26 protein-coding genes are annotated in these 23,631 nt (G+C 62.8%); 19 read left to right on the top strand and 7 right to left on the bottom strand.

Annotation, left to right across the window (positions count from 1 at the left end; translation table 11 throughout):
- Nucleotides 1-5 precede the first annotated feature (5 nt).
- Both FJ419_RS26935 and FJ419_RS26930 read left to right on the top strand, forming a co-directional pair.
- The gene (locus FJ419_RS26935; RefSeq protein WP_140700322.1) at nt 6-293 is read left to right on the top strand and encodes a type II toxin-antitoxin system RelE/ParE family toxin; all 288 of its coding nucleotides are present in this window, start codon (nt 6-8) and stop codon (nt 291-293) included.
- Nucleotides 294-646: 353 nt separating this feature from the next.
- Complete coding sequence (locus FJ419_RS26930) at nt 647-2,086, top strand: DEAD/DEAH box helicase (protein WP_181170821.1); 1,440 nt, start codon at nt 647-649, stop codon at nt 2,084-2,086.
- Nucleotides 2,087-2,268: 182 nt separating this feature from the next.
- Here the strand turns inward: FJ419_RS26930 and FJ419_RS26925 are convergent, their stop codons facing one another.
- Both FJ419_RS26925 and FJ419_RS26920 read right to left on the bottom strand, forming a co-directional pair.
- A complete protein-coding gene (locus FJ419_RS26925) occupies nt 2,269-3,258 on the bottom strand; it encodes an alpha/beta fold hydrolase (protein WP_140700320.1) in 990 nt (329 codons plus the stop codon).
- Between the two features lie 69 nt (nt 3,259-3,327).
- Nucleotides 3,328-4,176, bottom strand: a complete 849-nt coding sequence (locus tag FJ419_RS26920) for an SDR family NAD(P)-dependent oxidoreductase (protein WP_140700319.1) — start codon at nt 4,174-4,176, stop codon at nt 3,328-3,330.
- Nucleotides 4,177-4,367: 191 nt separating this feature from the next.
- Here FJ419_RS26920 and FJ419_RS26915 point away from each other — a divergent pair, with 191 nt between their 5' ends.
- From FJ419_RS26915 to FJ419_RS26895, 5 genes are all read left to right on the top strand, one after another.
- On the top strand, nt 4,368-5,402 hold the full coding sequence (locus FJ419_RS26915) for a cysteine synthase A (RefSeq protein WP_140636532.1): 1,035 nt from the start codon (nt 4,368-4,370) through the stop codon (nt 5,400-5,402).
- Nucleotides 5,402-6,145, top strand: a complete 744-nt coding sequence (locus FJ419_RS26910) for an alanyl-tRNA editing protein (protein WP_140700328.1) — start codon at nt 5,402-5,404, stop codon at nt 6,143-6,145. The genes FJ419_RS26915 and FJ419_RS26910 overlap by 1 nt, the downstream gene beginning before the upstream one ends.
- Before the next feature lie 30 nt (nt 6,146-6,175).
- Complete coding sequence (sseA, locus tag FJ419_RS26905) at nt 6,176-7,027, top strand: 3-mercaptopyruvate sulfurtransferase (RefSeq protein ID WP_140700318.1); 852 nt, start codon at nt 6,176-6,178, stop codon at nt 7,025-7,027.
- On the top strand, nt 7,027-7,590 hold the full coding sequence (locus FJ419_RS26900; protein WP_140700317.1) for a GNAT family N-acetyltransferase: 564 nt from the start codon (nt 7,027-7,029) through the stop codon (nt 7,588-7,590). Before sseA ends, FJ419_RS26900 begins: the two co-directional genes overlap by 1 nt.
- A 103-nt stretch (nt 7,591-7,693) precedes the next feature.
- The gene (locus FJ419_RS26895) at nt 7,694-8,161 is read left to right on the top strand and encodes a DUF1203 domain-containing protein (protein ID WP_140700316.1); all 468 of its coding nucleotides are present in this window, start codon (nt 7,694-7,696) and stop codon (nt 8,159-8,161) included.
- A 429-nt stretch (nt 8,162-8,590) separates the two neighbouring features.
- Here FJ419_RS26895 and ald read toward each other — a convergent pair whose 3' ends face one another.
- The gene (ald, locus tag FJ419_RS26890; RefSeq protein ID WP_140636540.1) at nt 8,591-9,706 is read right to left on the bottom strand and encodes an alanine dehydrogenase; all 1,116 of its coding nucleotides are present in this window, start codon (nt 9,704-9,706) and stop codon (nt 8,591-8,593) included.
- A gap of 206 nt (nt 9,707-9,912) precedes the next feature.
- Here ald and FJ419_RS26885 point away from each other — a divergent pair, with 206 nt between their 5' ends.
- A complete protein-coding gene (locus tag FJ419_RS26885) occupies nt 9,913-10,386 on the top strand; it encodes an Lrp/AsnC family transcriptional regulator (RefSeq protein WP_040982960.1) in 474 nt (157 codons plus the stop codon).
- Here FJ419_RS26885 and FJ419_RS26880 read toward each other — a convergent pair.
- A complete protein-coding gene (locus tag FJ419_RS26880) occupies nt 10,383-11,042 on the bottom strand; it encodes a 5-formyltetrahydrofolate cyclo-ligase (RefSeq protein WP_140636542.1) in 660 nt (219 codons plus the stop codon). The genes FJ419_RS26885 and FJ419_RS26880 overlap by 4 nt on opposite strands.
- A 173-nt stretch (nt 11,043-11,215) precedes the next feature.
- Here FJ419_RS26880 and FJ419_RS26875 point away from each other — a divergent pair, with 173 nt between their 5' ends.
- From FJ419_RS26875 to FJ419_RS26850, 7 genes are all read left to right on the top strand, one after another.
- Nucleotides 11,216-12,481: an NAD(P)/FAD-dependent oxidoreductase gene (locus tag FJ419_RS26875; protein WP_140700314.1), complete on the top strand. Its 1,266-nt coding sequence runs from the start codon at nt 11,216-11,218 to the stop codon at nt 12,479-12,481.
- A 142-nt stretch (nt 12,482-12,623) separates the two neighbouring features.
- A complete protein-coding gene (locus FJ419_RS26870; RefSeq protein WP_140700311.1) occupies nt 12,624-14,597 on the top strand; it encodes a bifunctional 2',3'-cyclic-nucleotide 2'-phosphodiesterase/3'-nucleotidase in 1,974 nt (657 codons plus the stop codon).
- Nucleotides 14,598-14,742: 145 nt separating this feature from the next.
- Complete coding sequence (locus FJ419_RS31500) at nt 14,743-14,871, top strand: hypothetical protein (protein ID WP_263481783.1); 129 nt, start codon at nt 14,743-14,745, stop codon at nt 14,869-14,871.
- A 102-nt stretch (nt 14,872-14,973) separates the two neighbouring features.
- Entirely contained in the window at nt 14,974-15,264 is a 291-nt protein-coding gene (locus tag FJ419_RS26865) for a Dabb family protein (RefSeq protein ID WP_095765474.1), read from the top strand.
- Nucleotides 15,265-15,334: 70 nt separating this feature from the next.
- Nucleotides 15,335-16,207 (top strand): VOC family protein, encoded by an 873-nt coding sequence (locus FJ419_RS26860; RefSeq protein ID WP_140700327.1) that lies wholly within the window; start codon nt 15,335-15,337, stop codon nt 16,205-16,207.
- Entirely contained in the window at nt 16,204-17,049 is an 846-nt protein-coding gene (gene kdsA, locus FJ419_RS26855) for a 3-deoxy-8-phosphooctulonate synthase (RefSeq protein WP_140700309.1), read from the top strand. Before FJ419_RS26860 ends, kdsA begins: the two co-directional genes overlap by 4 nt.
- Before the next feature lie 136 nt (nt 17,050-17,185).
- Nucleotides 17,186-17,551 carry a PRC-barrel domain-containing protein gene (locus tag FJ419_RS26850; RefSeq protein WP_095765629.1) on the top strand — a complete coding sequence of 122 codons (366 nt, stop codon included), beginning with the start codon at nt 17,186-17,188 and terminating at the stop codon, nt 17,549-17,551.
- Nucleotides 17,552-17,617: 66 nt separating this feature from the next.
- Here FJ419_RS26850 and FJ419_RS31495 read toward each other — a convergent pair whose 3' ends face one another.
- Nucleotides 17,618-17,740 (bottom strand): hypothetical protein, encoded by a 123-nt coding sequence (locus tag FJ419_RS31495; protein WP_281405839.1) that lies wholly within the window; start codon nt 17,738-17,740, stop codon nt 17,618-17,620.
- 200 nt (nt 17,741-17,940) lie between these two features.
- On the opposite strand from FJ419_RS31495, the gene eno reads away from it, so the two are divergent.
- Nucleotides 17,941-19,215 (top strand): phosphopyruvate hydratase, encoded by a 1,275-nt coding sequence (gene eno, locus FJ419_RS26845; RefSeq protein ID WP_140542896.1) that lies wholly within the window; start codon nt 17,941-17,943, stop codon nt 19,213-19,215.
- A gap of 158 nt (nt 19,216-19,373) precedes the next feature.
- Here eno and FJ419_RS26840 read toward each other — a convergent pair whose 3' ends face one another.
- Complete coding sequence (locus tag FJ419_RS26840) at nt 19,374-19,970, bottom strand: gamma carbonic anhydrase family protein (protein WP_140700307.1); 597 nt, start codon at nt 19,968-19,970, stop codon at nt 19,374-19,376.
- A complete protein-coding gene (locus tag FJ419_RS26835; RefSeq protein ID WP_140700305.1) occupies nt 19,967-20,503 on the bottom strand; it encodes a MarR family transcriptional regulator in 537 nt (178 codons plus the stop codon). The genes FJ419_RS26840 and FJ419_RS26835 overlap by 4 nt, the downstream gene beginning before the upstream one ends.
- 180 nt (nt 20,504-20,683) lie before the next feature.
- On the opposite strand from FJ419_RS26835, the gene FJ419_RS26830 reads away from it, so the two are divergent.
- From FJ419_RS26830 to FJ419_RS26820, 3 genes are all read left to right on the top strand, one after another.
- Complete coding sequence (locus FJ419_RS26830) at nt 20,684-21,007, top strand: septum formation initiator family protein (protein WP_140542899.1); 324 nt, start codon at nt 20,684-20,686, stop codon at nt 21,005-21,007.
- A gap of 174 nt (nt 21,008-21,181) precedes the next feature.
- Nucleotides 21,182-22,219 (top strand): pyruvate dehydrogenase (acetyl-transferring) E1 component subunit alpha, encoded by a 1,038-nt coding sequence (pdhA, locus tag FJ419_RS26825; RefSeq protein ID WP_140700303.1) that lies wholly within the window; start codon nt 21,182-21,184, stop codon nt 22,217-22,219.
- A 15-nt stretch (nt 22,220-22,234) separates the two neighbouring features.
- Nucleotides 22,235-23,626 (top strand): pyruvate dehydrogenase complex E1 component subunit beta, encoded by a 1,392-nt coding sequence (locus FJ419_RS26820; RefSeq protein ID WP_140700300.1) that lies wholly within the window; start codon nt 22,235-22,237, stop codon nt 23,624-23,626.
- Nucleotides 23,627-23,631: the final 5 nt, after the last annotated feature.

Here is a 23,631-nt window from a genome sequence, read left to right as displayed (position 1 = left end):
GATCTGTGCGGATTGTCTGGACCCAACACTATCTGATCGAGCTTGCATCAATCGGCGACTATATCGGCCAACACAACCCACGGGCCGCTGCCCGGGTCGTCAACGAGATCCATTCGAAAACAGCTCGGCTGTTGTCGGCCAATCCCTTCATCAGACGGATCGGCGAGATCAAGGGAACTCGTGAACTGGTGATCCCCGGCACACCCTATGTCGTTGCGTATCGAGTGAAGGAAACTCAGATAGAAATTCTTTTCGTCCAGCATGGCGCGCGGAAATGGCCTGACGAGGTCTGAGTCCAAGATCGTAAACGGCTGCTCATTTGTTGCACCGCAACATGACGCCCCTTGCATTTCGGAGCGAACTCAGCCATATGCAGCGGCATAGGCGCTTGGGCCGGGAATGAATCCGGCCTTCTCGACGAATGAGACTGGTTGCGTCTGTTTTCCCTCTTTCCGGCAAATCGGCCCTGGTCGATCGGCAAGCTGGCGAAAAAGCCCCGAGGCATGATGCTTGCGGGCACGACAGCGCAGCCGCGCGGACGGAACCGTCCGCCGCCTTGTCGTTCCATGACAATTTATCCGACGGCAGGTTGCGCCCTGCCGCCATTGATGTTTGCGGCCACAAGGCCGCGTGAAAGAAGATTATTTTGACCAACGAAAATACAGCGGAACTGAACGGTTTCGCAGCACTTGGGATTTCGGGCGCGCTGCTCAAGGCGACCCATGCCGCCGGCTTCGCCGATCCGAAGCCGATCCAGACGCAGGCGATCCCGCCGCAGCTCGCGGGGCGCGATATTTTCGGTATCGCCCAGACCGGTTCGGGCAAGACGGCGGCCTTCGCGCTGCCGATTCTCTCGAAGATCATCGGCCTCGGCACCAAGCGCCGGCCGAAGACGACGCGGGCGCTCATCCTGGCGCCGACGCGCGAGCTCGCCGTGCAGATCGAGGACACCATCAAGATCCTCGCCAAGGGCGCGCATGTCTCGACCGCGCTGGTGCTGGGCGGCGTCTCGCGCTTCAGCCAGGTGAAAAAGGTTGCGCCCGGCGTCGACATTCTGATCGCCACGCCCGGCCGCCTGACCGACCTAGTACGTGAGGGCGACCTCATCCTTGCCGACACCAAATGGCTGGTGCTCGACGAGGGCGACCGCATGCTCGACATGGGCTTCATCAACGATGTCAAGCGTATTGCCAAGGCGACCGCGCCGGACCGGCAGACGGCACTGTTCTCGGCCACCATGCCCGATGAGATCGCCGAGCTCGCCAAGGGCTTGCTGAAGAACCCCGTCCGCATCGAAGTCTCGCCGCAAAGCACCGCTGCGGTCGAGATCGTGCAGAGCTTGGTGCTCGCCCGCACCAAGCAGAAGCGCCAGGTGCTGTCAAAGATGCTGGCCGACGAGGCGATGCGTTCGGTGATCGTGTTCTCGCGCACCAAGCATGGTGCCGACCGCGTCACCAAGGACCTCGCCCGTGACGGTTTCGAGGCGGCCGTCATCCACGGCAACAAGTCGCAGAACGCGCGCCAGAAGGCGCTCAACGATTTCCGCGACGGCTCGGTGCGCATCCTTGTCGCGACCGATATCGCGGCGCGCGGCATCGACGTGCCCGGCATCAGCCATGTCGTGAATTTCGACTTGCCTGACGAAGCGGAGAGCTACGTCCATCGTATCGGCCGCACCGGCCGCAACGGCAGGGACGGTATTGCGATCACGCTGTGCGATCCTTCGGAAAACGCCAAGCTGCGGCAGGTCGAGCGCATCATCCGCATGAAGCTGCCGGTCGTCGCCGACCATCTCGGCAGCCCGGATCCGCAGCGCGACCCCAGGGAAAAGGCCGAGCGAAATTTCGAACCGGCCAATGACCGCGAGCATCACGGCGCCCGTCGCGATGGCCGCCGCCCTGGCAACGGTGGCGACAACAAACGTTTCGGCGGCAAGCCTCATGGCGAGCGCGCTCCCAAGCCGCAGGGCGAACGCCCGGCCGCGGCCAAGCCGAATGGCTCGAGCAAGCCCGACGGCTTCAAGCGCTTCAAGGGCAACAACAAGCGCCGCTTCGGCGGCAAGCGTCCGGCAAACCGGGCTGCCTGAGCCTAGAGCCGGATGATTTCAGGTCGAGTCGACCTGAAATCTGAATCCGGCTCTAAATCAAAGACATAGAGCATGATGCCGAAAACCGCTCCACACTTTTCGGCATCATGCTCTAGCAGAACCACGCGAACAGGAACGGCCAGGGCGATGCTTCGGCCGTTTTTCATTTCACTGGCCCGACTTCACTGGCCCGACTGCTGCTGCATCAACGCCTTAACCCACACCACGATACGCTGGGTGAGGAAGGCTGTGGTCTGCGGCGACAGCACATCGCCGGCGATGACGTGATTGTCCGGATCGCCGGTGTCGTCGACCGGTACCAGCTCATGCGGCGCACCCCAGCGCCCGGCTATCTCGCGCGTGCGGTCCGGCCGCACCACCTTGTCGGCATCCGAGAAGATGAACAGGGCAGGGATTTTCGCCTTCTCGACCGGCGCCTCATAGGCGAGATTGGTGAGCGCGGCCATCGGCAGCACCGCCTTCATGGGGTATTTGGTGGTCCAGAATTTCTCGTGCAGTGCGTTGCGCGCGGGAAAACTGCGCTCCTTGCCGCCGACAAGCTCGGCGATTTGTCCGCCCCAGGGCATGGTGAGAACCTCGGCGCCAGAGGCCTTGACGCCGAAATTCGGCGATATGAATGCGATAGCGGCGACGCCGTCCGATGCACCAGGCCGGGTTGCGGCCCATGCCGCCAGCGAACCGCCGGTCGAGGTCCCGATGACGATCACCTTGTCACCGATGGCACGGCCGATGGCCAAAGCCTCCTCATAGTCATTGACCCAGGCATTGACGCTGCCTTGCGCCATGGCCGCGCCGTCCTGACCGTGGCCGGTCAGGCGCGTGTAGAAGAGGTTCGCGTCCAGTTCATCCGCAATGTCGTCCGGCAAGGGGCGGACCTCGCCCTTCGAGGCGGAAAAGCCATGGATATAGACGATGGCCAAGGGCGTCTTGGCATGGACCATCGGGTTCGCCCAGATGATCTCCTTGTCGAGGCCGTCGCGGATGTTGGGCACGGCAGCCTCTTCACGCGCCAGATAGGCCTGCGGATCATCGCCGATCGCCGATGGATTGAACCGGATTGTGGTGTCGACCGGCACGCGTGGGCCGAGGAAGAAAACGGCTATCAGGACGACTGCAAGGCCAAGCACCGCCAGCACGATCCGCCGCCCCATTACAGTCTCCAAGCAATGATTCTCAACCTATGGCCGTACCCGCCGGCAGGCAATCGCCGTTTCGCCGGCTTATGCCGCCTTGTCGCGAGATGGGTTTTTGTCGCCAGGCAGCCTGCGATCGAAATGCAATGGCCGCCGCCACCAGTGGGTGGTGAGCCCGATGACGAAGCGGCCGATCGGCCGCGGCAGCAGGCCGAGCACCTTCAACGGCAAGCTTATATGGTACGGGAAGGTGACCTCGAAGCCGCCCTTCCGGATGCCGCTCGCCATGCGGCGCGACGCGCGATGCACAGGCATGAGGCCCGGCATCGGCAACTTGTTCTTTTCCGTCAGCGGCGTGTCGACGAAGCCCGGGTTGATGACCTGGATGCGGATATTCATCTTGTCGAAATCGTATTTCAGCGACTCCGCCAGGATGTTGATCGCGGCCTTGGTGCCGCCATAGGCTGCCGTGGTCGGCCAGCCGGAATAAGCGGTGACCGATCCCACCAGAACGATATGGCCGCGTCCGCGCACGCGCATATGCTCGACGACAGGCACCACGCCGTTGACGATGCCGAAATAGTTCACGGCGAAGGAGCGGTGGAAATCGCGCACAACCAGATTCTCGCCGGGCGTGGCGATGTAGTTGCCGGCGTTGAAAACGGCAAGCACGATGGCCCCCATCTGCTCCTCGATTGCGGCGGCCGTACGCGCCATGCCCTGCTCGTCGGTGACGTCGCAGGGAAAGGATTTCACATGTCCGGACATTTGCGCCGTTTCGACGACCAGCGTGTCGGCCGGATCTTCGGGCAGAGAGGTGACCGCGACGGCATAGCCTTGATTGGCAAGATCCTTGGCCAACGCGCGGCCAAGGCCGCTGCTGCCGCCCGTGATCCAGGCGACACCGTCCTTCGGATTGGCCCGGTAGAGTGTCATGCGATGTCCTGCGAATGTTCGGGCTTGCTGTAGCGGCGAAGAAATCGAATGAAAAGAGCGCTTTTGCGCTTGGCGTTGAAATGATCGCAAGCATTGCAGCATCCAGAATGCGACTGGACCAGACAAAATCTTACCTTGAAACCGGGGCGTCCGGTTTTTAGGGTCTCGCCGCACACATAAAGGAATCCCGCATGCCCCGTTCTGTGATCGAAGCAATCGGCAACACGCCGCTGATCCGGCTCAACAAGGCTTCGGAAGCGACCGGCTGTGAGATCCTCGGCAAGGCCGAGTTCATGAATCCGGGGCAATCGGTAAAGGATCGGGCCGGCCTGTTCATCATCCGCGATGCCGAGCAGCGCGGCCTGCTCAAGCCCGGGGGGCTGATCGTCGAAGGCACTGCCGGCAACACAGGCATCGGGTTGACGTTGGTCGCCAAGGCGCTCGGCTACCGCACCGTCATCGTCATCCCCGACACGCAGAGCCAGGAAAAGAAGGACACGATCAAGATCCTGGGCGCGGAGCTCATCGAAGTGCCGGCGGTGCCCTACAAAAACGCCAACAATTACATAAAACTGTCCGGCCGCCTTGCCGAGCAACTGGCACGTTCGGAGCCGAACGGCGCGATCTGGGCCAACCAGTTCGACAATGTCGCCAACCGCGACGGCCACATCCGCACGACGGCCCAGGAGATATGGGCTCAGACCGGCGGCAAGATCGATGGCTTCGTCTCGGCCGTCGGCTCCGGCGGCACGCTTGCGGGTGTCGCTCTCGGGCTCAAGGGCAAGAGCAAGGACGTCAAGATCGCGCTCGCCGACCCGCTGGGTGCCGCCCTCTACAGTTTCTACACCAGCGGCGAGTTGAAATCCGACGGCAGCTCGATCACCGAAGGTATCGGCCAGGGCCGCATCACCGCGAATCTGGAAGACTTCTCGCCGGATTTCTCCTATCAGATCCCGGACGAGGAAGCGTTGCCCATCATTTTCGACCTGATCCAGGAAGAGGGGCTCTGCGTCGGCGGCTCGACCGGCATCAACATCGCCGGCGCCGTCCGGCTGGCGCGCGAGCTCGGACCCGGCCACACCATCGTGACGATCCTTGCCGACTACGGCACGCGCTACCAGGCCAAGCTCTTCAATCCGGAGTTCCTGCGCGGCAAGAGCCTTCCGGTGCCGGGCTGGATGGAAGAAAAAGCCGATATTTCAGTGCCGTTCGAAAAGGTGGCATGATGGCGTACAAAACCGAGGCGCAGTTTCGCGACGACGCCTATCAGAAGACGGCGGAGGCCGAGGTCGTCGCGATCAACGATCGCGGCGGCATCCTTCTCGATCGGACAGTCTTTTATGCAACGTCCGGCGGCCAGCCGGGCGACACCGGGATATTAGAGCGCGCCGATGGCGACCGCATTGCGATCGCCGCCACCATCACCGGCGAGACCAAGGACGAGATCGTTCATGTGCCGGCACCGGAGCAGGCGCTGCCCGCGGTCGGCGAAAAGCTGAAGCTCCTGATCGACTGGGAGCGGCGGCACCTCCTGATGCGCATGCACTCCGCCTGTCACCTGCTGACTGTCGTTTGCCCCTTCCCAATCACCGGGGCAGCGGTCGCAGAAGACGACAGCCGCGTCGACTTCGACATTCCCGACGCCGGCTTCACGAAGGAGGATGTGACGGCGAGGCTGATGGAGCTGGTGCGCGCCGACCATCCGATCTTCACCCGGCTGATCACCGACGAGGAACTCGCCGCCAATCCCGGCCTAGTCAAATCGAAGAACGTCCGCCCGCCGGTCGGCACCGGCAAGATCCGCCTGGTCTGCATCGGCGAGAGCGGCTCGATCGACAGCCAGCCATGCGGCGGAACGCATGTGAGGTCGACCGGCGAGGTCGGCGAGATTCATATCGGCAAGATCGAGAAGAAAGGCCGCGAGAACCGGCGCTTCCGCATCCGATTCGGACCGATGCCGGCGAACTGACGTTAAAGCTAGGCGGGGCAGGAGAATAGAATGGCGCAGGACAGTCCCTTCATCGTCGACGCCGATTGGCTGGAAAAGCGACTTGGCGAGCCGGGTCTCACCATTATCGACGCTTCGTGGTATCTGCCGGCGCAAAAGCGCGATGCCCGCGCCGAATACGATGCCGCTCATATTCCGGGTGCTCGCTTCCTCGACCAGGATGCGGTGTCCGACCCAGATTCGAAACTGCCGCACACATTGGCATCGCCGCAGCACTTCGCCCAATATGTCGGCGCCATGGGCGTTTCGGCTGACGACACCATCGTCGTCTATGACGGGCCCGGCCTGTTCTCGGCGCCGCGCGCCTGGTGGATGTTCCGCGTCATGGGCGTCTTCCAGGTCTACATCCTGAACGGCGGCATCGACCGCTGGAAGGCCGAGGGGCGACCCGTGACGGCCGAGCCGACAAAGATCGCGCCGAGCGTCTTTTATGCCGATTTCGATGCCGGCCCTGTTGTCGGCCTCGACGAGATGCGCAGGATCGTCGGCAGCCATGAGAGCCAGATCGCCGACGCGCGCTCGGCCGGCCGCTTTGCCGGAACCGATCCGGAGCCGCGTCCCGGCGTTCGTTCGGGCCATATGCCGGGTGCGCACAATGTTCCGATCACGGCGCTTGCCGAGAATGGCGAGCTGCTGCCGAAGGATCGCCTGCGCAAGGTGATCGAGGATGCCGGCATCGACCTGTCGAAACCGGTCGTGACGTCGTGCGGCTCGGGCATCACGGCTGCGGCGGTCACGCTGGCGCTGGAGACGCTCGGCCACACCGACAACCGGCTTTACGACGGGTCCTGGACCGAGTGGGGCAGTCTCAGCGACACACCTGTGGTGACGGGGAAAGAATGATGGAAAACGGCGCGCCGCAGGATATCGAAGTCACGGTCACATTCCTGGAGATGCACGCGGCTCCGGCGGTTTCGCCGCCGATCCCTTACAATCGCCAGATCGCGCTGCTGAAGACGAAAGATATCCCGCTTCATTTCTACCGCTATCTGATGGATCGCGTCGGGCGCAAATGGCATTGGGTCAATGTGCTGAGGCTCAGCGACGAGGAGCTTGCCGCCGGCTTGCACCGCGAGGACCGCGACATCCGCGTGCTCTATCTCGACGGCGCTCCTGCCGGCTTCTTCGACCTGAAGCCGCATCTGCCGGACGAGGTGGAGCTCGCCTATTTCGGCATGATGGAGCATGCACATGGTCAAGGCATCGGCCGCTGGTTCCTTGGCGCCGCCATCTCGGCGGCCTGGGCATATGGGCCAAGGCGCGTCACCGTGCAGACCTGCACGCTCGACCATCCGGCGGCTCTGCCGCTTTATCAGAAGCTGGGCTTCACGCCGGTGGCGCAGAAGAGAGAGGTCGTGCATCCGCTGACCTTCGCCGAGCGGTCGGCCAGCGTCATGCGACCCTAGAGCAATTCCAGGACTGGTGAGAAACGGTTCCGCCAGTCAGGAATCGGGTGGGAGGCATTGTCGCCACGGCATAATTTCCGGAGATCGACACCGGAGATCTGCCATGAGCATCCAGTTCAAAGCCTTGCCGACCGAAGCCGTGCGCGCCTTGCAGCGGGGAGGGCCCGATGCCTACGGTCGCACCCCGGAGCACCGCATTTCCGACGGTGACGGCGTGCCATGCAGGCATTGCCTCAGGAACGTCGCCGAGGGTGACGGCTATCTGATCGTTGCCTACCGGCCGTTCCCGGAACTGCAGCCCTATGCCGAAACCGGCCCGATCTTCCTGCATGCCGAGGAATGCGAGCGCGCAGCCGAAGGGGATGCGCTGCCGGAGATGCTCGAAAGCAGCGACTATATCGTCAGGGGTTACGGCAGGGACGATCGCATCGTTTATGGCAGCGGCGCCGTCACGCCGACCGGCGAGATTGCCGCCCGCGCACGGACGCTGTTTGGGCGCGACGACATCGCCTACATCCATGTCCGCTCGGCCCGCAACAATTGCTATCAATGCCGCATCGAGCGGGCATGACACAAAAAAAGCCCGCCGATGGTCGGGCGGGCCGTTGGAGGGTCTGACAGAAGCTGTCGGGCCAGTGCCGTCCGGGCCGGACTTGTCCGACCCGGCAAGCAGCTCAGGCCGCCAGTAACGGTCCGTCTCTAGACATCTTTCTCGTCGAGCAAATGTGAAGCATTTCACACAAGGCCGCATAATGGCGGAAGAGCGAAAAGAGGCGCATTTGCAAGGCCGTCGTATTCTCGTCGTACTACTGCGCTAAAAAGCAGTGGTTGCGATGTGTCGACCGCGGATGGACCGGCGGCAGATCGCGACAGTCGAGGAAGCGGGGCTTTTTGCTCCGCTTTTTTGTTGCCTAGATTTTCGACGGAAGCGCAGTTTCCGCACAAGAAAAAGCCCGCCGGAATGACCCGGCGGGCGACTGAAAGAAATCGTTGCGAATTATCAGGCGGCAAGGACCGCCTTCGGTTCGACCATCTCGTAGCCGAGCGCCTCAGCGACGGCGCGGTTGGTGATCTTGCCCTTATGGACATTGAGGCCATTGCGCAAATGGTGGTCGTCGACCAGCGCCTTGAGGCCTTTGTCGGCGAGCTGCAGGCCATAGTGCAGCGTCGCGTTGTTGAGCGCGTGCGCCGAAGTGACCGGCACGGCGCCAGGCATGTTTGCGACGCAATAGTGGATCACGCCGTCGACCTCATAGGTCGGATCGGCGTGCGTCGTGGCATGCGAGGTCTCGAAGCAACCGCCCTGGTCGATCGCGACGTCGACCAGCACCGAGCCCTTCTTCATGCCGGAAAGCATTTCGCGGGTGACGAGCTTGGGCGCCGCGGCGCCCGGGATCAGCACGGCGCCGATGACGACGTCGGCCGAGAAGCATTCTTCCTCCAGCGCTTCGACGGTCGAGTAGCGTGTATGGACGCGGCCGCCGAAGATGTCGTCGAGCTGGCGAAGACGCGGGATCGAGCGGTCGATGATGGTGACGTCGGCGCCGAGGCCGACAGCCATCTTGGCTGCATGCAGGCCGACGACGCCGCCGCCGAGCACGGTGACCTTGCCGGGCAGCACGCCGGGCACACCGCCGAGCAGCACGCCGCGGCCGCCATTGGCCTTCTGCAGCGCAGTCGCGCCGGCCTGGATCGACAGGCGGCCGGCGACTTCCGACATCGGCGCGAGCAGCGGCAGGCCGCCGCGGTCGTCGGTCACGGTCTCATAGGCGATCGCTGTGACGCCCGAGCCAAGAAGACCCTTGGTCTGCTCCGGATCCGGAGCCAAATGAAGATAGGTGTAGAGGATTTGGCCGTCGCGCAGCTGGACCCATTCGTTGGGCTGCGGTTCCTTGACCTTGACGATCATGTCGGACTTGGCGAACACGTCGGCGGCCGTCTTGGCGATAGTGGCGCCGGCGGCGCGATAGGCGTTGTCGTCGGCGCCGATGCCGGCGCCAGCACCGGTCTCGACCAGCACTTCATGGCCATGCGCGACATATTCGCGGACCGAGCCCGGCGTCAGGCCGACGCGATATTCATGGTTCTTGATTTCCTTGGGGCAGCCGACACGCATTTTTCTTCTCCCTGTCCGCGCCCTTCAGGGGGCGCTCTCACTGTCGCTCGTGCATGTCACCGGGTCGAAAATGCGGAGGGTGGACACGCAGTAACCGCAGTCAACCACGAATCGTTCCGTATGTGTTTGCGAATGCACTTGCGGCAATGGTCGCTCTTCGATAATCGTTGCGCAAAACGACTTGAAATTCGCAGGAACCACGAAAAATGCGGCTCGACAGGATTGATATCGCCATTCTGGAGACTTTGCAGAAGGATGGCCGGATCCCCAATGCGGCGCTCGCGGAGAAGGTCGGCCTTTCCCAATCGGCCTGTTCGCGCCGGCTCGACAATCTGGAGAAGTCCGGAACCATCCGCGGCTACCACGCGCGGCTTTCCAATTCCGCGCTCGGCCACCAGATGACGGCGATCGTGCACATATCGCTGTCGGGGCAATTCGAAAAGACGCTGTCGGATTTCGAGGCGGCGATCAAGCGCTGCCCGAACGTGCTCTCCTGCCATCTGATGTCGGGCGAATACGACTACATCCTGCGCATCGCGGCCAAGGACCTCGTCGACTATGAGCGTATCCACAAGGAATGGCTGTCGGCCATGCCGCACGTGACCAAGATCAACTCGTCCTTTGCGCTGCGCGAGATCGTCGATCGCACGGCGGTCGGGCTGCGGCCTGAGATGGCTTAAACCGCTGCGGCTTCGGTCACCACAGTAGTCATTGGGATATCGTGCGGCTGCGGGTAGATGGTCGGAATGCGCTGCAATTCGTAGCCGACGCCGATGACCAGCGGCCTGAACGGCATTGCGGCAAGCGTGCGATCGTAAAAGCCGCCGCCATAACCCAGCCGATAGTTACCTGGATCGATGCCGACGATCGGCGAGATCACGATGTCGGGCAGCACCGGGTCGCCCTCGGCCGGGATCGGAATGTTCCACACGCCCTTTTCCAGCCGGTCGCCCTGTTTGTAGGCGCGAAACACCAGCGGCTGCCCCTTCTCGATGACGACGGGCAGCGCGGTGCGCCCACCGCGATCGTTGATCGAGGCCATCCAGCCACGCAGATCCGGCTCGCCGCGAAACGGCCAGTAAAGGCTGACCATCCGGCCGGCTATGTCGCCGATCAGCGCGTCGAGGCCTTCCGCTATGCGTGCCGACATGGCGGCGCGCGCATCGGCTGAAACGGCGAGGCGCCCGGTGATGAGTCGCTCACGCTCGGCCTTGCGCCATCGCCGAACATCCGTCCAGTCGGAGAGCGGCTCCCGGTATTCCGGGTCGAGTTCGTGCATGAAGCAGGGCGGTGAGGCGTATTGGGCCGGGCCTTCGTCGTCGTGTTTGTCAGCCATGCTTGGCTCCTGTCGTTTTGTTTCACGCTATACTCGCGCCTGTGCGACCGCATGTGCATTCACGACGCCGCACGGCGACTCCCGGGCATGACCGTTGCCATGCGCAATATTGTTGCAGTGCACAAAAATGCTTACATCATCGGTAGGATTGCACTTTGGCGAGGTGGAATGAAATGAGCGAAACCGAGCATCAAGTCGTTGTCGTCGGCGCCGGCTTCGGCGGCCTCGAACTCACGCGCGCGCTGGCGGGAGCTCCGGTGCGCATCACCATGATCGACAAGCGCAACCACCATCTCTTCCAACCGCTGCTTTACCAGGTGGCGACGACGTCGCTGGCGACCTCGGAAGTCGCCTGGCCGATCCGCCATCTTCTGCGCAGGCGCAAGGACGTGATGACGCTTCTCGGCAATGTCACCGGCGTCGACCGCGCCGGCAAGCGCGTGCTGATCGAGGACGGCAGCTCGATCCCCTATGACACGCTGGTGCTCGCCACCGGCGCGCGCCACGCCTATTTCGGCCATGACGAATGGGAGCCGTTCGCGCCGGGTCTGAAGACGCTTGAGGATGCCACGACGATCCGGCGCCGTATCCTGCTCGCTTTCGAGCAGGCCGAGCGCGAAACCGATCCGGCCAAGCGCCAGGCGCTGCTGACTTTGGCCATCGTCGGCGGCGGGCCGACCGGTGTCGAGCTCGCCGGTACCATTGTCGAGCTCGCGCATGACACGTTGCGCGGCGAGTTCCGCAACATCGACCCAAGCCAGGCGCGCGTCGTGCTGATCGAAGCCGGCGACCGGATCCTGGCCAATTTCGCGCCGCAGCTTTCCGACTATGCCCGCAAGGCGCTGGAACGGCTGGGCGTCACCGTCGAGCTCGGGCGTCCGGTCACGCACCTCGATGCCGAAGGCGTCGTCTTCGGCGACACGCGCCTGCCTGCAAGAACGATCATCTGGGCGGCTGGCGTTGCCGCTTCGCCGGCGGCCGAATGGCTGGCAGCGCCGGCCGACCGGGCGGGCAGGGTAATCGTCGAACCCGATCTCACCGTGCCGGGCAGTCCAGACATTTTCGTCATCGGCGACACCGCCCATGTGCTGCGGCCGGATGGAAAGCCGGTGCCGGGTGTGGCGCCCTCTGCCAAGCAGGAGGGCAAGCATGTTGCCGCGACGATCAAGGCGCGGCTCGCCGGCGACATGGCGAAGCGTCCTTTCCAATACCGTCATGACGGCGATCTGGCGACGATCGGCAAGCGCGCCGCCGCCATCGATTTCGGCTGGATCAAGCTCACCGGCTGGCTCGCCTGGTGGCTCTGGGGCATAGCGCACATCTATTTCCTGATCGATTTCCGCAACCGCCTGGCGGTCTCGCTTAGCTGGCTATGGATATACTTTACGGGCCAGCGCAGCGCCCGCCTGATCACGCAGGGCGACGACGACAAAAGCTGATCGCCCCGCTGCAGCCTGCTTCATCGACCCGTCACCTTGTCGTGATTGAACGGCTTTCCGCGCACGTGGACTCAACACGCCTTCAGCGCCATGCTCCGTGCCTGGGGCAAGGGGTTGTCGCGTTGTCGAAGAGGAGAAGAAAATGTCACGACTGCCCATCTCCCGTCGCGAATTCCTGGCCGGCGTCGCTGCCGGCGGCGCGCTGATCATGCTGCATCCGTTCTCCGCCCGTGCCGCGGCCAACCAGGCGCATCTCAGGATCATGGAGACGACCGACATCCATGTGAACCTGTTGCCTTACGATTACTACGCCGACAAAGCGAACGACACGATGGGCCTGTCGCGCACCGCCTCGTTGATCGATGCGATGCGCAAGGAAGCCACCAATTCGATGCTGATCGACAATGGCGACCTGCTGCAGGGCAGCCCGATGGGGGACTATGTCGCCTATGAGGAGGGCATGAAGGATGGCGACCTGCACCCGGTCATGAAGGGCATGAACCTGCTCGGCTATGAATGCTCGACGCTCGGCAACCATGAATTCAATTACGGCCTGTCCTTTCTCGACAAGGTGCTGGCTGGGGCCAACTTTCCCTTCGTCTGCGCGAACCTGATACGCGGCACCACGCTTGCCACGAGCCCGCGCGACGACAAGCTCTACCTCAAGCCCTATGTGATCCTCGACAGGAAGATCAAGGATGGGTCGGGGGCCGAGCAACCGATCAGGATCGGCGTCATCGGCTTCGTGCCGCCCCAGATCATGGTCTGGGACCTGAAGAACCTCGAAGGCAACGTCCAGACGCGCGACATCGTCGAGGCGGCCACGGCCTGGGTGCCGCAGATCAGGGAAGAAGGCGCCGACATCGTCATCGCGCTCTCGCATTCCGGCATCGACATCAAGCAGGGCGACAAGATGGAGAACGCCTCCTTCTTCGTCGCCGGCGTCGAGGGCATCGACGCGGTCTTTACCGGCCACCAGCACCTGGTGTTCCCCGGCAAGAAGGATTTCCAGGCGCTCGCAGGTGTCGACACCGAAAAGGGCACGCTGCAGGGCAAGCCGGCGGTCATGGGTGGCTTCTGGGGCTCGCATATGGGTCTGATCGACCTGCTTCTGGAGCGCGACGGCTCGAAATGGCGAGTCGTCTCGGCCACCTCCGAGGCGCGGCCGATCTATGAACGCGTCGACAACAAGAACCAAGCGACAGTTGGCGACGACAAGCGCATCATCGCGGCGCTCGAGCAGGACCACGAGGCAACCCTTGCCTATGTGCGCCGCCCCGTCGGCAAGACCTCGGCGCCGCTCTATTCCTATTTCGCTCTGGTGGCCGACGATCCGTCGGTGCAGATCGTCAACCAGGCGCAGACCTGGTATCTCAAGGACATATTGAAGAGCACTGGGTGGAAGGATGTGCCGCTGCTATCGGCGGCGGCACCCTTCAAGGCCGGCGGCCGCAACGGCGCCGACTATTATACCGACGTTCCAGTGGGCGATATCGCCATCAAGAACGTCGCCGATCTCTATCTCTATCCGAATACGGTGCGCGCCGTCGAAATCACCGGCGCCGAGGTGAAGGAATGGCTGGAGATGTCGGCCGGCATCTTCAACCATATCGAGCCGGGCAAGGCGGATCAGCCGCTCATCAACACCGATTTCCCGTCCTACAATTTCGACGTCATCGATGGCGTCACCTACAGGATCGACCTGTCGCGGCCGCCGAAATACGATGCCAAGGGCGGCATCGCGAACACAGGCTCCAACCGCATCGCCGACCTGAAATTCGACGGAAAACCGATTGATCCGGCAGCGAAATTCGTCGTTGCCACCAACAACTACCGTGCCGGCGGTGGTGGCAACTTTCCCGATATCAACGCCTCGAAGATCATCTATGAGGCGCCCGACACCAACCGCGACGTGATCGTGCGCTACGTCGTCAGCGAGGGCACCATCAATCCGTCGGCGGACGGCAACTGGTCGTTCGCGCCGCTGCCCGGCGCCAGCGTCGTCTTCGAGACCGGCCCGAGGGCCAAGGATTTCATTGCCGAGGTCAAGTCGTTGAAGATCGAGCCGGCAGGCGAGGGCGAGGCAGGCTTCGCCAAATACCGCATCATGCTTTGACATCGTGCGGCGTCGACGCGGCTGCCTGGCCGGCCGCCCGCGCCGCCGCTGACGGGAAAGCGTCCTCAGGCAAAAAGCAGTGAACTGCCAAAATCGCTGCTCCGGCCGCTCTGGTTCCGGCCGTCCGCTTGGGATAGTTTTAGCCATGCGTTATGTGATCGTCATCGCCTCCATCACCTTCTTCCTGTTCTGGGACGGACTCTACAATCGCGGCCACTACCTCGATGTGACCGTGCGGGAAGTGTCGCGCATCGTGCGCTATGTTACCGGGTAAAGTCTCGCCGGTTTCGCATCGCGGGCGCGACATCGTTGCCGGTTGACGCCTGGGCATCGCTCCCACAAAAACGCCGCTGAAGCGAAGACCAGGGAGGCTGGCTTGATCCGGCACATCGTTTTCTTCAGCGTGCGACGCAAGGAAGATGTCGAGACTGTGCGCTCGGGCCTGCTGGCGCTCGGCAAGATTCCGCACTCGAAGCATTTCGAGGTGACGCTCAACACCAAGGTCGATCAGTTCTCCAATGCGATCGATGTCGTCGTCTATGCCGAGTTCGAGGACGAGGCGGCGCTTGCCGCTTACAAGGCGCATCCGATCTATGCGGATACGACCAGCAAGGTGAAGCCGCTGCGCGAGCTGCGTTATTCTGCCGATGTCGTGGCCGCTGCCTGAGCCGCAAAAGCCGCGGCCGGCGGTCGGTGCACTTGAACCGCAGGGCGGAATGGGGCACTACCCCGCCGGCATGATCGAAAGCTCCGCCCATCCGCTCGACCATCTCGTGCTGCCGACGCGGAGCCTCGATGCCGCGCGGTCGCGTCTGGCCTCGCTCGGCTTCGTCGTCGCCCCCACGGGCATCCACCCGTTCGGCACGGAGAATGCCTGCGTCTTTTTCGCCGACGGCACCTATCTCGAGCCGCTGGCGGTGGGAAATGAACAGGCGGCAAGACAAGCGATTGCGGCCGGCAATGTTTTCATAGCGCGCGACCGCCTTTATCGCGAGCGGCTGGGCGAGGAAGGTTTTTCCGCCGTCGTGCTTGGAACCGGCAATGCCGATGCCGACCATATGCGTTTTGTCGAAGCCGGTCTGTCAGCCGGCGATACGCTGCGTTTCTCACGCGCGTTCACAGGTGCGAACGGAAAGAGCGACACGGCGTCCTTCAAGCTGGCCTTCGCGGCCGGCAAGGGAGCGACGGACGCCTTTTTCTTCGCCTGCGAGCGCGTCAACGCGCCGAAGATCGATCGCACGGCGTTGCAGGCCCATGCCAATGCCGTGACCGGCATCGTCGAGGTGATCGCCGTGAGCGATGTGCCTTCCGCACAGATTGCATTGATCTCGATCGCCGCCGGGTCAGACGCAGACGGTGACGTGGTGCGGTTGCCGAATGCAATCTTGAGCATCGTCACGCCCGAAACCTACGCGCAGCGCTTCGGCCTGGCGGCCGAACCCTCACCGCGTTTACAGTTTCAGGCGATTGTTTTCTCGATCCGCGGCAAAGCTACAGTTGCGCGCGCGCTTGCGGCCGGGGCTATCGATCACGACATGAGCGGCAATGACATCGTCGTTCCGTCGGCGCCCGGACAGGGCGCCGCCTTCATCTTCCGGGAGATCCCATGAGCAAGCCCCTGGCGCCCAACGCATCGGTAACCGTCGGCAAGGTCGTCTTCGCCAACAATGCGCCGCTGTCGCTAATCGCAGGCCCGTGCCAGCTTCAATCGCGTCAGCACGCTTTCGACATGGCTGGCGCGCTGAAGGAATTGACGGAACGTCTGGGAATCGGCCTCGTCTACAAGACCAGCTACGACAAGGCCAACCGCACCTCGCTGTCGGCGACGCGCGGCGCGGGGCTCGATGCGGCGATGCCGATCTTCGACGATCTGCGCAAGGAGTTTGGCGTTCCTGTGCTGACTGACGTCCACAACGAGGAGCAATGCGCGATCGTAGCACCCCATGTCGATGTCCTGCAGATTCCCGCCTTCCTGTCGCGCCAGACTGACATGCTGGTCGCCGCCGCCAGGACCGGCAAGGTCATCAACGTGAAGAAGGGGCAGTTCCTCGCGCCCTGGGACATGAAGAACGTCGTCGCCAAGATCACCGGCTCCGGCAACCCGAATGTGCTCACCACCGAGCGCGGCGTCTCGTTCGGCTACAACACGCTGGTCTCGGACATGCGCGCTCTGCCGGTCATGGCCGAGATCGGCGCCCCGGTGATCTTCGACGCCACCCATTCCGTGCAGCAGCCGGGCGGGCAGGGCGGCTCCTCCGGCGGCGAACGGCGCTTTGTCGCGACGCTCGCGCGCGCGGCCGTTGCCGTCGGTGTCGCCGGCGTCTTCATCGAAACGCATCAGGACCCGGACAATTCGACGTCTTCGGATGGCCCCAACATGGTGCCTCTCAAGGACATGCCGGCGCTGCTGGAAAAGCTCATGGCATTTGATCGGATCGCCAAGGGCCGCTGATTCCGGCGACGGACTCGATCCTGCGCCGGCTTGTGGTGAGTTGGCGCTACTTCGCCGACAGCTGAAGCAAAAGTCGGGAACCTTCACCCGCTCCTCTCATTGTCGGTGCAGGCATTCAAACGAGAGGAGCACCATCATGACCACCCCGTCCGGGCATACCGAAGCCATTGCCGCCTCGCGCGTCATCGGCACGTCGGTCTACAACACCGAAGGCAAGAGCATCGGCAGCATCGAGGACGTCATGCTCGACAAGATGTCGAATGGCATCATGTTCGCCGTGATCGGCTTCGGCGGCTTTCTCGGCATGGGCGAGAAATACCACGCCGTTCCGTGGGCGACACTCGACTATGACGAGGACAGAGGCGGCTACGTCGTGCCGTTCACCAAGGAACAGCTCCAGGCCGCGCCCGCCTATTCGATCGACGAGCTGACCGGCGCTGACGGCGAAGCCGCCCGCGATGCTTCATTCCAGTATTACCATGTGAAGCCCTATTGGCATTGATCGCGCGATCGGCAAGCTGGGAATCGAAAGGCCCCCGACATAAAGCCGGGGGCATTTGACGTTTAACTATTCCGCCGCGTCGAGAGTTGATAGCTCCACCGAGCTCTGCTGGGGTTTCTGATCGTCGCATGACGTCAGGAACGCTGCCGCGATCAGGAACAAACTCACGATACCGCTCAACTGGGACATGGCGAAACTCCTCCTGTTTCGCCCCGCGCGAACGTGACCATAGACGAGATGGTCACACAGCGCGCATGACTTATGATGACAGAAAATTGCGCTTCGTGAATCACGCCCGCGGCAATAAATGCGGGCCCGCCGATTGCCTTTTGCTCTGCTTTGGCTAAGAGGGGCGCGACGCTTCAATCGATCAATCGGGGACATCGCAAATGACCGCCATCATCGACATTGTCGGGCGTGAAATCCTGGACAGCCGTGGCAATCCGACCGTCGAGGTCGACGTGGTGCTGGAGGACGGCTCCATGGGCCGCGCCGCTGTGCCGTCGGGCGCATCGACCGGCGCGCATGAGGCGGTCGAAGTGCGGGACGGAGGGCCGCGCTATCTCGGCAAGGGCGTTCAGCGCGCCGTCGAAGCGGTGAACGGCGAGCTGTTCGAGGCGATCGGCGGCATGGAAGCCGAGAACCAGATCCATATCGACCAGACGATGATCGAGCTCGACGGCACGCCGAACAAGAGCCGCCTCGGCGCCAACGCCATCCTCGGCGTGTCGCTGGCGGTCGCCAAGGCCGCGGCGGAAGCCGCGGGCCTGCCGCTCTACCGCTATGTCGGCGGCACCAAGGCGCACATCCTGCCGGTGCCGATGATGAACATCATCAACGGCGGCGCACATGCCGACAACCCGATCGATTTTCAGGAATTCATGATCCTGCCGATCGGCGCGCCGACGCTGCGCGACGGCGTGCGCTGGGGCTCGGAGATTTTCCACACGCTCAGGAAGAAGCTGAAGGACGCCGGCCACAACACCAATGTCGGCGACGAGGGCGGCTTCGCTCCCAACCTGAAGAGCGCGCCTTCGGCGCTCGATTTCATCATGGAATCGATCGAGAAGGCAGGCTTCAAGCCGGGTGAGGACGTGGCCCTCGGTCTCGATTGCGCGGCGACCGAGTTCTTCAAGGACGGCAATTACGTCTATGAGGGCGAGAAGAAGACCCGCGATCCGAAGGCGCAGGCCAAGTACCTTGCCAAGCTCGCTGCCGACTATCCGATCATCACCATTGAGGACGGCCTTGCCGAGGACGATTGGGAAGGCTGGAAGATCCTGACCGACCTGATCGGCAAGAAGACCCAGCTCGTCGGCGACGATCTCTTCGTCACCAATACGGCGCGGCTGCGCGACGGTATCCGCATGGGCGTCGCCAATTCGATCCTGGTCAAGGTCAACCAGATCGGCTCGCTGACCGAGACGCTTGACGCCGTCGAGACCGCGCACAAGGCCGGCTACACCGCCGTCATGTCGCATCGCTCGGGCGAGACCGAGGATTCGACCATCGCCGACCTCGCCGTCGCCACCAATTGCGGGCAGATCAAGACCGGCTCCCTGTCGCGCTCGGACCGCATGGCCAAATACAACCAGCTCATCCGCATCGAGGAAGAGCTCGGCAAGCAGGCGCGCTATGCGGGCAAGTCGGTGGTCAAGGGCTAATCGCGGCAATTTCCAGGGAATGTAAGCGCGCTCGTTCGCTGAGCCGCTAATGCATGTCGCTCAAAGGCGCTCAGCGGTTTTGAGAGAACGACATCAAAACAAAGACTTTAGAGCGCGTCGCTGGGCCTCGCGCGACGCGCCTGGGAGCACCGCGCTCCTCAAGCGCTTTCCGTGCGATGCACGCCGAGCGCCGCCGATAGGCCTCCTGTGATTTTCAGCATCACGTCCGGCTCGTTTCGGTCGACGCCGTAGACGTAGCCCGGGAAATCGAGCGGTTTCTGGTGAGACCAGATTGCCTCATGCCGGTCGGGGGGCAGGACTTGCGCCGGGTCGCCGACGGCAATCCAGCCGATCGGTACGACGGCGCCAGGCTCGAGGCGGGTGCGTAGGTGAACGGTGCCGTTGATGCGGACTTCCGATCCGCGCCCTAAGTGTGCGCCATGGAATACCGCGGCGCCCGTAGCGATAAAAACCTCATCGCCGACTTCTGCGCCGACCACGTGGCTATTGGGACCTACAATGCAATAGTTCCCAATCGTGCAAGGGTGACGCGCTGTGGCGCGGATCACCGCATTCTCCAGCACGATGCAGTAGCGGCCAATGCGGATCGAGCCGCCTGCCTCCGCCACGATGCGGGCGCCATGCATGACCCGGCTGCCAGCGCCAACGGTGACATCGCCACATACGGTGGCGTCCGGGGCGACCCACGCATCTGTATCGATCGCCGGCGAATGCCCAGCGTAAGAAATGATCATCGCTCGCTCTCCTGTTTCTCGATCTCAGCGGCGCGACAGCCGATCGGACAAACCTCGGCTCCGCAAAGATCATGCTCGCAGAGGCGACAGGTTGTTCTCGCGAAGGCCCGGGAGGTCGTCGCGCCGGCAAGAATCCTATCCAGCATGGAAACAAAGCGCGGCCGCTCATCCGATCGCAGTGCCGACAGCAATCCGTCAAGCGCGGTGAGCCGGAGAGCCTGCATCTCCTTGACCTGGGCGTGGCCTCTCTCCGTTAGCATCAGCGGCGTGACACGACCCTCCGGTTTGCCACGCACAATCAGCGCCTGCCGCTCCAACCCGTCGATCAAACGTACAGCAGTCGGTTGACTGACACCGACAATTTCAGCGAGTTGCGTCGTCGTCAGTCCCGGCTTGAAGTGCAGCATCGACAGCACCGCCGCCGCGCTCGGCGAAAGCTCCCTCAAGGATGCTTCCGTGCTGTCGCGAATCACGGCGCCGAGAGCGCCGAGCTTGTTGGCGTCCAATAATTGCATAGCGTATGCATGCATCATTTCAGGACGACGTCAACCTTTTTCACACATGCGGGCCACGCGACCGCAAACACGTCGAGGCAACTTGCCCGCCGGTCATTCCACTTCGCCAAAGTCCACGGTCCGTAACCGTCCATTAAGCACAATCGGGCGAAATACGATTCATGGCCGCTTGCGTTCGCGGCCGCGAGGGTTCGGGTCATGTGGACACGTCAGCACAAGCAGAGAAACACCGGCAGGCTGATCATCCCTTCGCTTTGCGTGCTCTTTTTGGCCTATTTCGGCTTCCATGCCTATCACGGCGAATTCGGCATCTATTCCAAATATCGGCTGCAGGCCCGGGCGGTTGAATTGCAGGCCCAGCTTGACGCCGTGAAGGCGCGCCGGATCGACTTCGAGCGCCGTGTCCAGCTGATGCATGAGGGCACGCTGGAGAAGGATATGCTTGACGAGCAGGCCCGAAAGGCGCTCAATCTGTCCCATCCCGACGAAATCACCATCATGCTGCCTGTCGCGACGAAATAACCGAAGTTCGGTTAATCGCCGTTATTTTCAATGATTCTAATCGCTTAGATGCATGCCAGCCATGCGTTTTTCAGCATGGCGCAATGCATCCTTGCATGTTAGCTTTCCGCAATCGGTGGGGAGACGATCGATCTCCCTGAATGTCCGCGAAGAGACGCCAACAGGGAGTGACGCATGGCCACCGCCGCCAAAAAAGCGCCCGCAAAATCCAGATCCGACAAACAGCCCAATCTGTCAGCGCCCAAACCGGCGGATTTCACCAAGGAAGAAGAGCTTTCCGCCTACCGGCGCATGCTTTTGATCCGCCGCTTCGAGGAGAAGGCCGGCCAGCTCTACGGCATGGGCTTCATCGGCGGCTTCTGCCACCTCTATATCGGCCAGGAGGCCGTGGTCACCGGCATGAAGATGGCGCTGGTCGAAGGTGACCAGATGATCACCGCCTATCGCGACCATGGCCACATGCTGGCGATGGAGCTGTCGCCGCGCGGCGTCATGGCCGAGCTGACTGGCCGCCGTGGCGGCCTGTCGAAGGGCAAGGGCGGCTCGATGCACATGTTCTCCAAGGAGAAGCATTTCTATGGCGGCCACGGCATTGTCGGCGCGCAGGTGTCGCTCGGCACCGGTCTGGCCTTCGCCAACCGCTACCGCGACAACAAGAATGTCTCGCTGACCTATTTCGGCGATGGCGCCGCCAACCAGGGCCAGGTCTATGAAAGCTTCAACATGGCCTCGCTGTGGAAGCTGCCGGTGATCTACATCATCGAGAACAACCGCTACGCCATGGGCACGTCCGTGTCGCGCTCGTCGGCCGAGACCGACTTCTCGCATCGCGGCGCTTCCTTCAAGATTCCCGGCATCCAGGTAGACGGCATGGACGTCCGCGCGGTGAAGTCGGCGGCCGATCTGGCCACCGAATGGTGCCGTGCCGGCAACGGTCCGCTCATCCTCGAGATGCAGACCTATCGCTATCGCGGCCATTCGATGTCCGACCCGGCAAAATACCGCTCCAAGGAGGAAGTGCAGAAGATGCGCTCCGAGCATGACCCGATCGAGCAGGTCCGGGTGCGGCTGCTCGACAAGAAGTGGGCAAGCGAGGACGAGCTCAAGGCCATCGACAAGGAAGTCCGCGACATCGTCGCCGACGCCGCCGAATTCGCCCAGAACGACGCCGAGCCGGATCCGTCCGAGCTCTGGACCGACATCGTACTCTAAGGAGAGGGCAAGGACATGCCGATCGAAATTCTCATGCCCGCGCTGTCGCCGACGATGGAAGAGGGCAATCTTTCCAAATGGCTGAAGAACGAAGGCGACAAGGTCGTCGCCGGTGACGTCATCGCCGAGATCGAGACCGACAAGGCGACGATGGAAGTCGAAGCCGTCGACGAAGGCACGCTGGCCAAGATAGTGGTTCCCGCCGGCAGTGAAGGCGTCAAGGTCAACGCGGTGATTGCCGTGCTCGCCGTCGACGGCGAGGACGTCGACAAGGCCGGCGAAGGTGTCGGTGAAGAGCCCGCCAAGGCTGAAAAAGCCGCGCCGGCGCCAGCCCCGGCCGCAGCCAAGAGCGACGCTGCCGCTCCTGTCGCCGCCGCGCCGAAGGCGGAGATCGCCGCCGATCCGGATATTCCCGCCGGCACCGAGATGGTTTCCACCACGGTGCGCGAAGCGCTCCGTGACGCCATGGCCGAGGAGATGCGCCGCGACGGCAATGTCTTCGTCATGGGCGAGGAAGTCGCCGAGTACCAAGGCGCCTACAAGATCACGCAGGGCCTGCTGCAGGAATTCGGGCCGAAGCGCGTCGTCGACACGCCGATCACCGAGCATGGCTTTGCCGGCGTCGGCGTCGGCGCCGCGATGGCGGGGCTGAAGCCGATCGTCGAGTTCATGACCTTCAACTTCGCCATGCAGGCGATCGACCAGATCATCAACTCGGCCGCCAAGACGCTCTATATGTCCGGCGGCCAGATGGGCGCGCCGATCGTCTTCCGTGGCCCGAATGGAGCGGCGGCCCGCGTCGCCGCGCAGCACTCGCAGTGCTATGCCGCCTGGTACAGCCATATCCCCGGCCTGAAAGTGGTGATGCCCTATACGGCTGCCGACGCCAAGGGCCTGCTCAAGGCCGCGATCCGCGATCCGAACCCGGTCATCTTCCTGGAGAACGAGATCCTCTACGGCCATTCCTTCGACGTGCCGAAGCTCGACGACTTCGTGCTGCCGATCGGCAAGGCGCGTATCCACAAGCAGGGCAAGGACGTCACCCTCGTCTCCTTCGGCATCGGCATGACCTATGCGCTCAAGGCGGAATCCGAGTTGCGCGGCATGGGCATCGACGCCGAGATCATCGATCTCAGAACCATCCGCCCACTCGACTTCGACACGATCATCGCCTCGGTGAAGAAGACCAATCGGTTGGTGGTGGTGGAAGAAGGTTTTCCGCAGAACTCAGTCGGCGATCACATCGCCAACCAGGTCTCGCAGCGCGCCTTCGATTTCCTCGATGCGCCGGTGATCACCATTGCCGGCAAGGACGTGCCCATGCCTTATGCGGCGAACCTCGAGAAGCTGGCGCTGCCCAACGTCGGCGAAGTCGTCGAGGCCGTCAAAGCCGTCACTTATCGCTGAGCCGG

It is taken from the genome of Mesorhizobium sp. B2-6-2, from assembly GCF_006440615.1.
Classification (GTDB): domain Bacteria; phylum Pseudomonadota; class Alphaproteobacteria; order Rhizobiales; family Rhizobiaceae; genus Mesorhizobium.
Note: the sequence above shows the minus strand (reverse complement) of the source record. Positions and strands in the feature narration are given on the sequence as shown.

What these genes read in the sequence shown, in the direction of transcription:
- FJ419_RS26925 (WP_140700320.1), bottom strand. Translation starts at nt 3,258, where the DNA reads ATGGGGCGGCGGATCGTGCTGGCGGTGCTTGGCCTTGCAGTCGTCCTG.
- FJ419_RS26920 (WP_140700319.1), bottom strand. Translation starts at nt 4,176, where the DNA reads ATGACACTCTACCGGGCCAATCCGAAGGACGGTGTCGCCTGGATCACG.
- FJ419_RS26915 (WP_140636532.1), top strand. Translation starts at nt 4,368, where the DNA reads ATGCCCCGTTCTGTGATCGAAGCAATCGGCAACACGCCGCTGATCCGG.
- FJ419_RS26910 (WP_140700328.1), top strand. Translation starts at nt 5,402, where the DNA reads ATGGCGTACAAAACCGAGGCGCAGTTTCGCGACGACGCCTATCAGAAG.
- sseA (WP_140700318.1), top strand. Translation starts at nt 6,176, where the DNA reads ATGGCGCAGGACAGTCCCTTCATCGTCGACGCCGATTGGCTGGAAAAG.
- FJ419_RS26900 (WP_140700317.1), top strand. Translation starts at nt 7,027, where the DNA reads ATGGAAAACGGCGCGCCGCAGGATATCGAAGTCACGGTCACATTCCTG.
- FJ419_RS26895 (WP_140700316.1), top strand. Translation starts at nt 7,694, where the DNA reads ATGAGCATCCAGTTCAAAGCCTTGCCGACCGAAGCCGTGCGCGCCTTG.
- ald (WP_140636540.1), bottom strand. Translation starts at nt 9,706, where the DNA reads ATGCGTGTCGGCTGCCCCAAGGAAATCAAGAACCATGAATATCGCGTC.
- FJ419_RS26885 (WP_040982960.1), top strand. Translation starts at nt 9,913, where the DNA reads ATGCGGCTCGACAGGATTGATATCGCCATTCTGGAGACTTTGCAGAAG.
- FJ419_RS26880 (WP_140636542.1), bottom strand. Translation starts at nt 11,042, where the DNA reads ATGGCTGACAAACACGACGACGAAGGCCCGGCCCAATACGCCTCACCG.
- FJ419_RS26875 (WP_140700314.1), top strand. Translation starts at nt 11,216, where the DNA reads ATGAGCGAAACCGAGCATCAAGTCGTTGTCGTCGGCGCCGGCTTCGGC.
- FJ419_RS26870 (WP_140700311.1), top strand. Translation starts at nt 12,624, where the DNA reads ATGTCACGACTGCCCATCTCCCGTCGCGAATTCCTGGCCGGCGTCGCT.
- FJ419_RS31500 (WP_263481783.1), top strand. Translation starts at nt 14,743, where the DNA reads ATGCGTTATGTGATCGTCATCGCCTCCATCACCTTCTTCCTGTTCTGG.
- FJ419_RS26860 (WP_140700327.1), top strand. Translation starts at nt 15,335, where the DNA reads ATGATCGAAAGCTCCGCCCATCCGCTCGACCATCTCGTGCTGCCGACG.
- kdsA (WP_140700309.1), top strand. Translation starts at nt 16,204, where the DNA reads ATGAGCAAGCCCCTGGCGCCCAACGCATCGGTAACCGTCGGCAAGGTC.
- FJ419_RS26850 (WP_095765629.1), top strand. Translation starts at nt 17,186, where the DNA reads ATGACCACCCCGTCCGGGCATACCGAAGCCATTGCCGCCTCGCGCGTC.
- FJ419_RS31495 (WP_281405839.1), bottom strand. Translation starts at nt 17,740, where the DNA reads ATGTCCCAGTTGAGCGGTATCGTGAGTTTGTTCCTGATCGCGGCAGCG.
- eno (WP_140542896.1), top strand. Translation starts at nt 17,941, where the DNA reads ATGACCGCCATCATCGACATTGTCGGGCGTGAAATCCTGGACAGCCGT.
- FJ419_RS26840 (WP_140700307.1), bottom strand. Translation starts at nt 19,970, where the DNA reads ATGATCATTTCTTACGCTGGGCATTCGCCGGCGATCGATACAGATGCG.
- FJ419_RS26835 (WP_140700305.1), bottom strand. Translation starts at nt 20,503, where the DNA reads ATGATGCATGCATACGCTATGCAATTATTGGACGCCAACAAGCTCGGC.
- FJ419_RS26830 (WP_140542899.1), top strand. Translation starts at nt 20,684, where the DNA reads ATGTGGACACGTCAGCACAAGCAGAGAAACACCGGCAGGCTGATCATC.
- pdhA (WP_140700303.1), top strand. Translation starts at nt 21,182, where the DNA reads ATGGCCACCGCCGCCAAAAAAGCGCCCGCAAAATCCAGATCCGACAAA.
- FJ419_RS26820 (WP_140700300.1), top strand. Translation starts at nt 22,235, where the DNA reads ATGCCGATCGAAATTCTCATGCCCGCGCTGTCGCCGACGATGGAAGAG.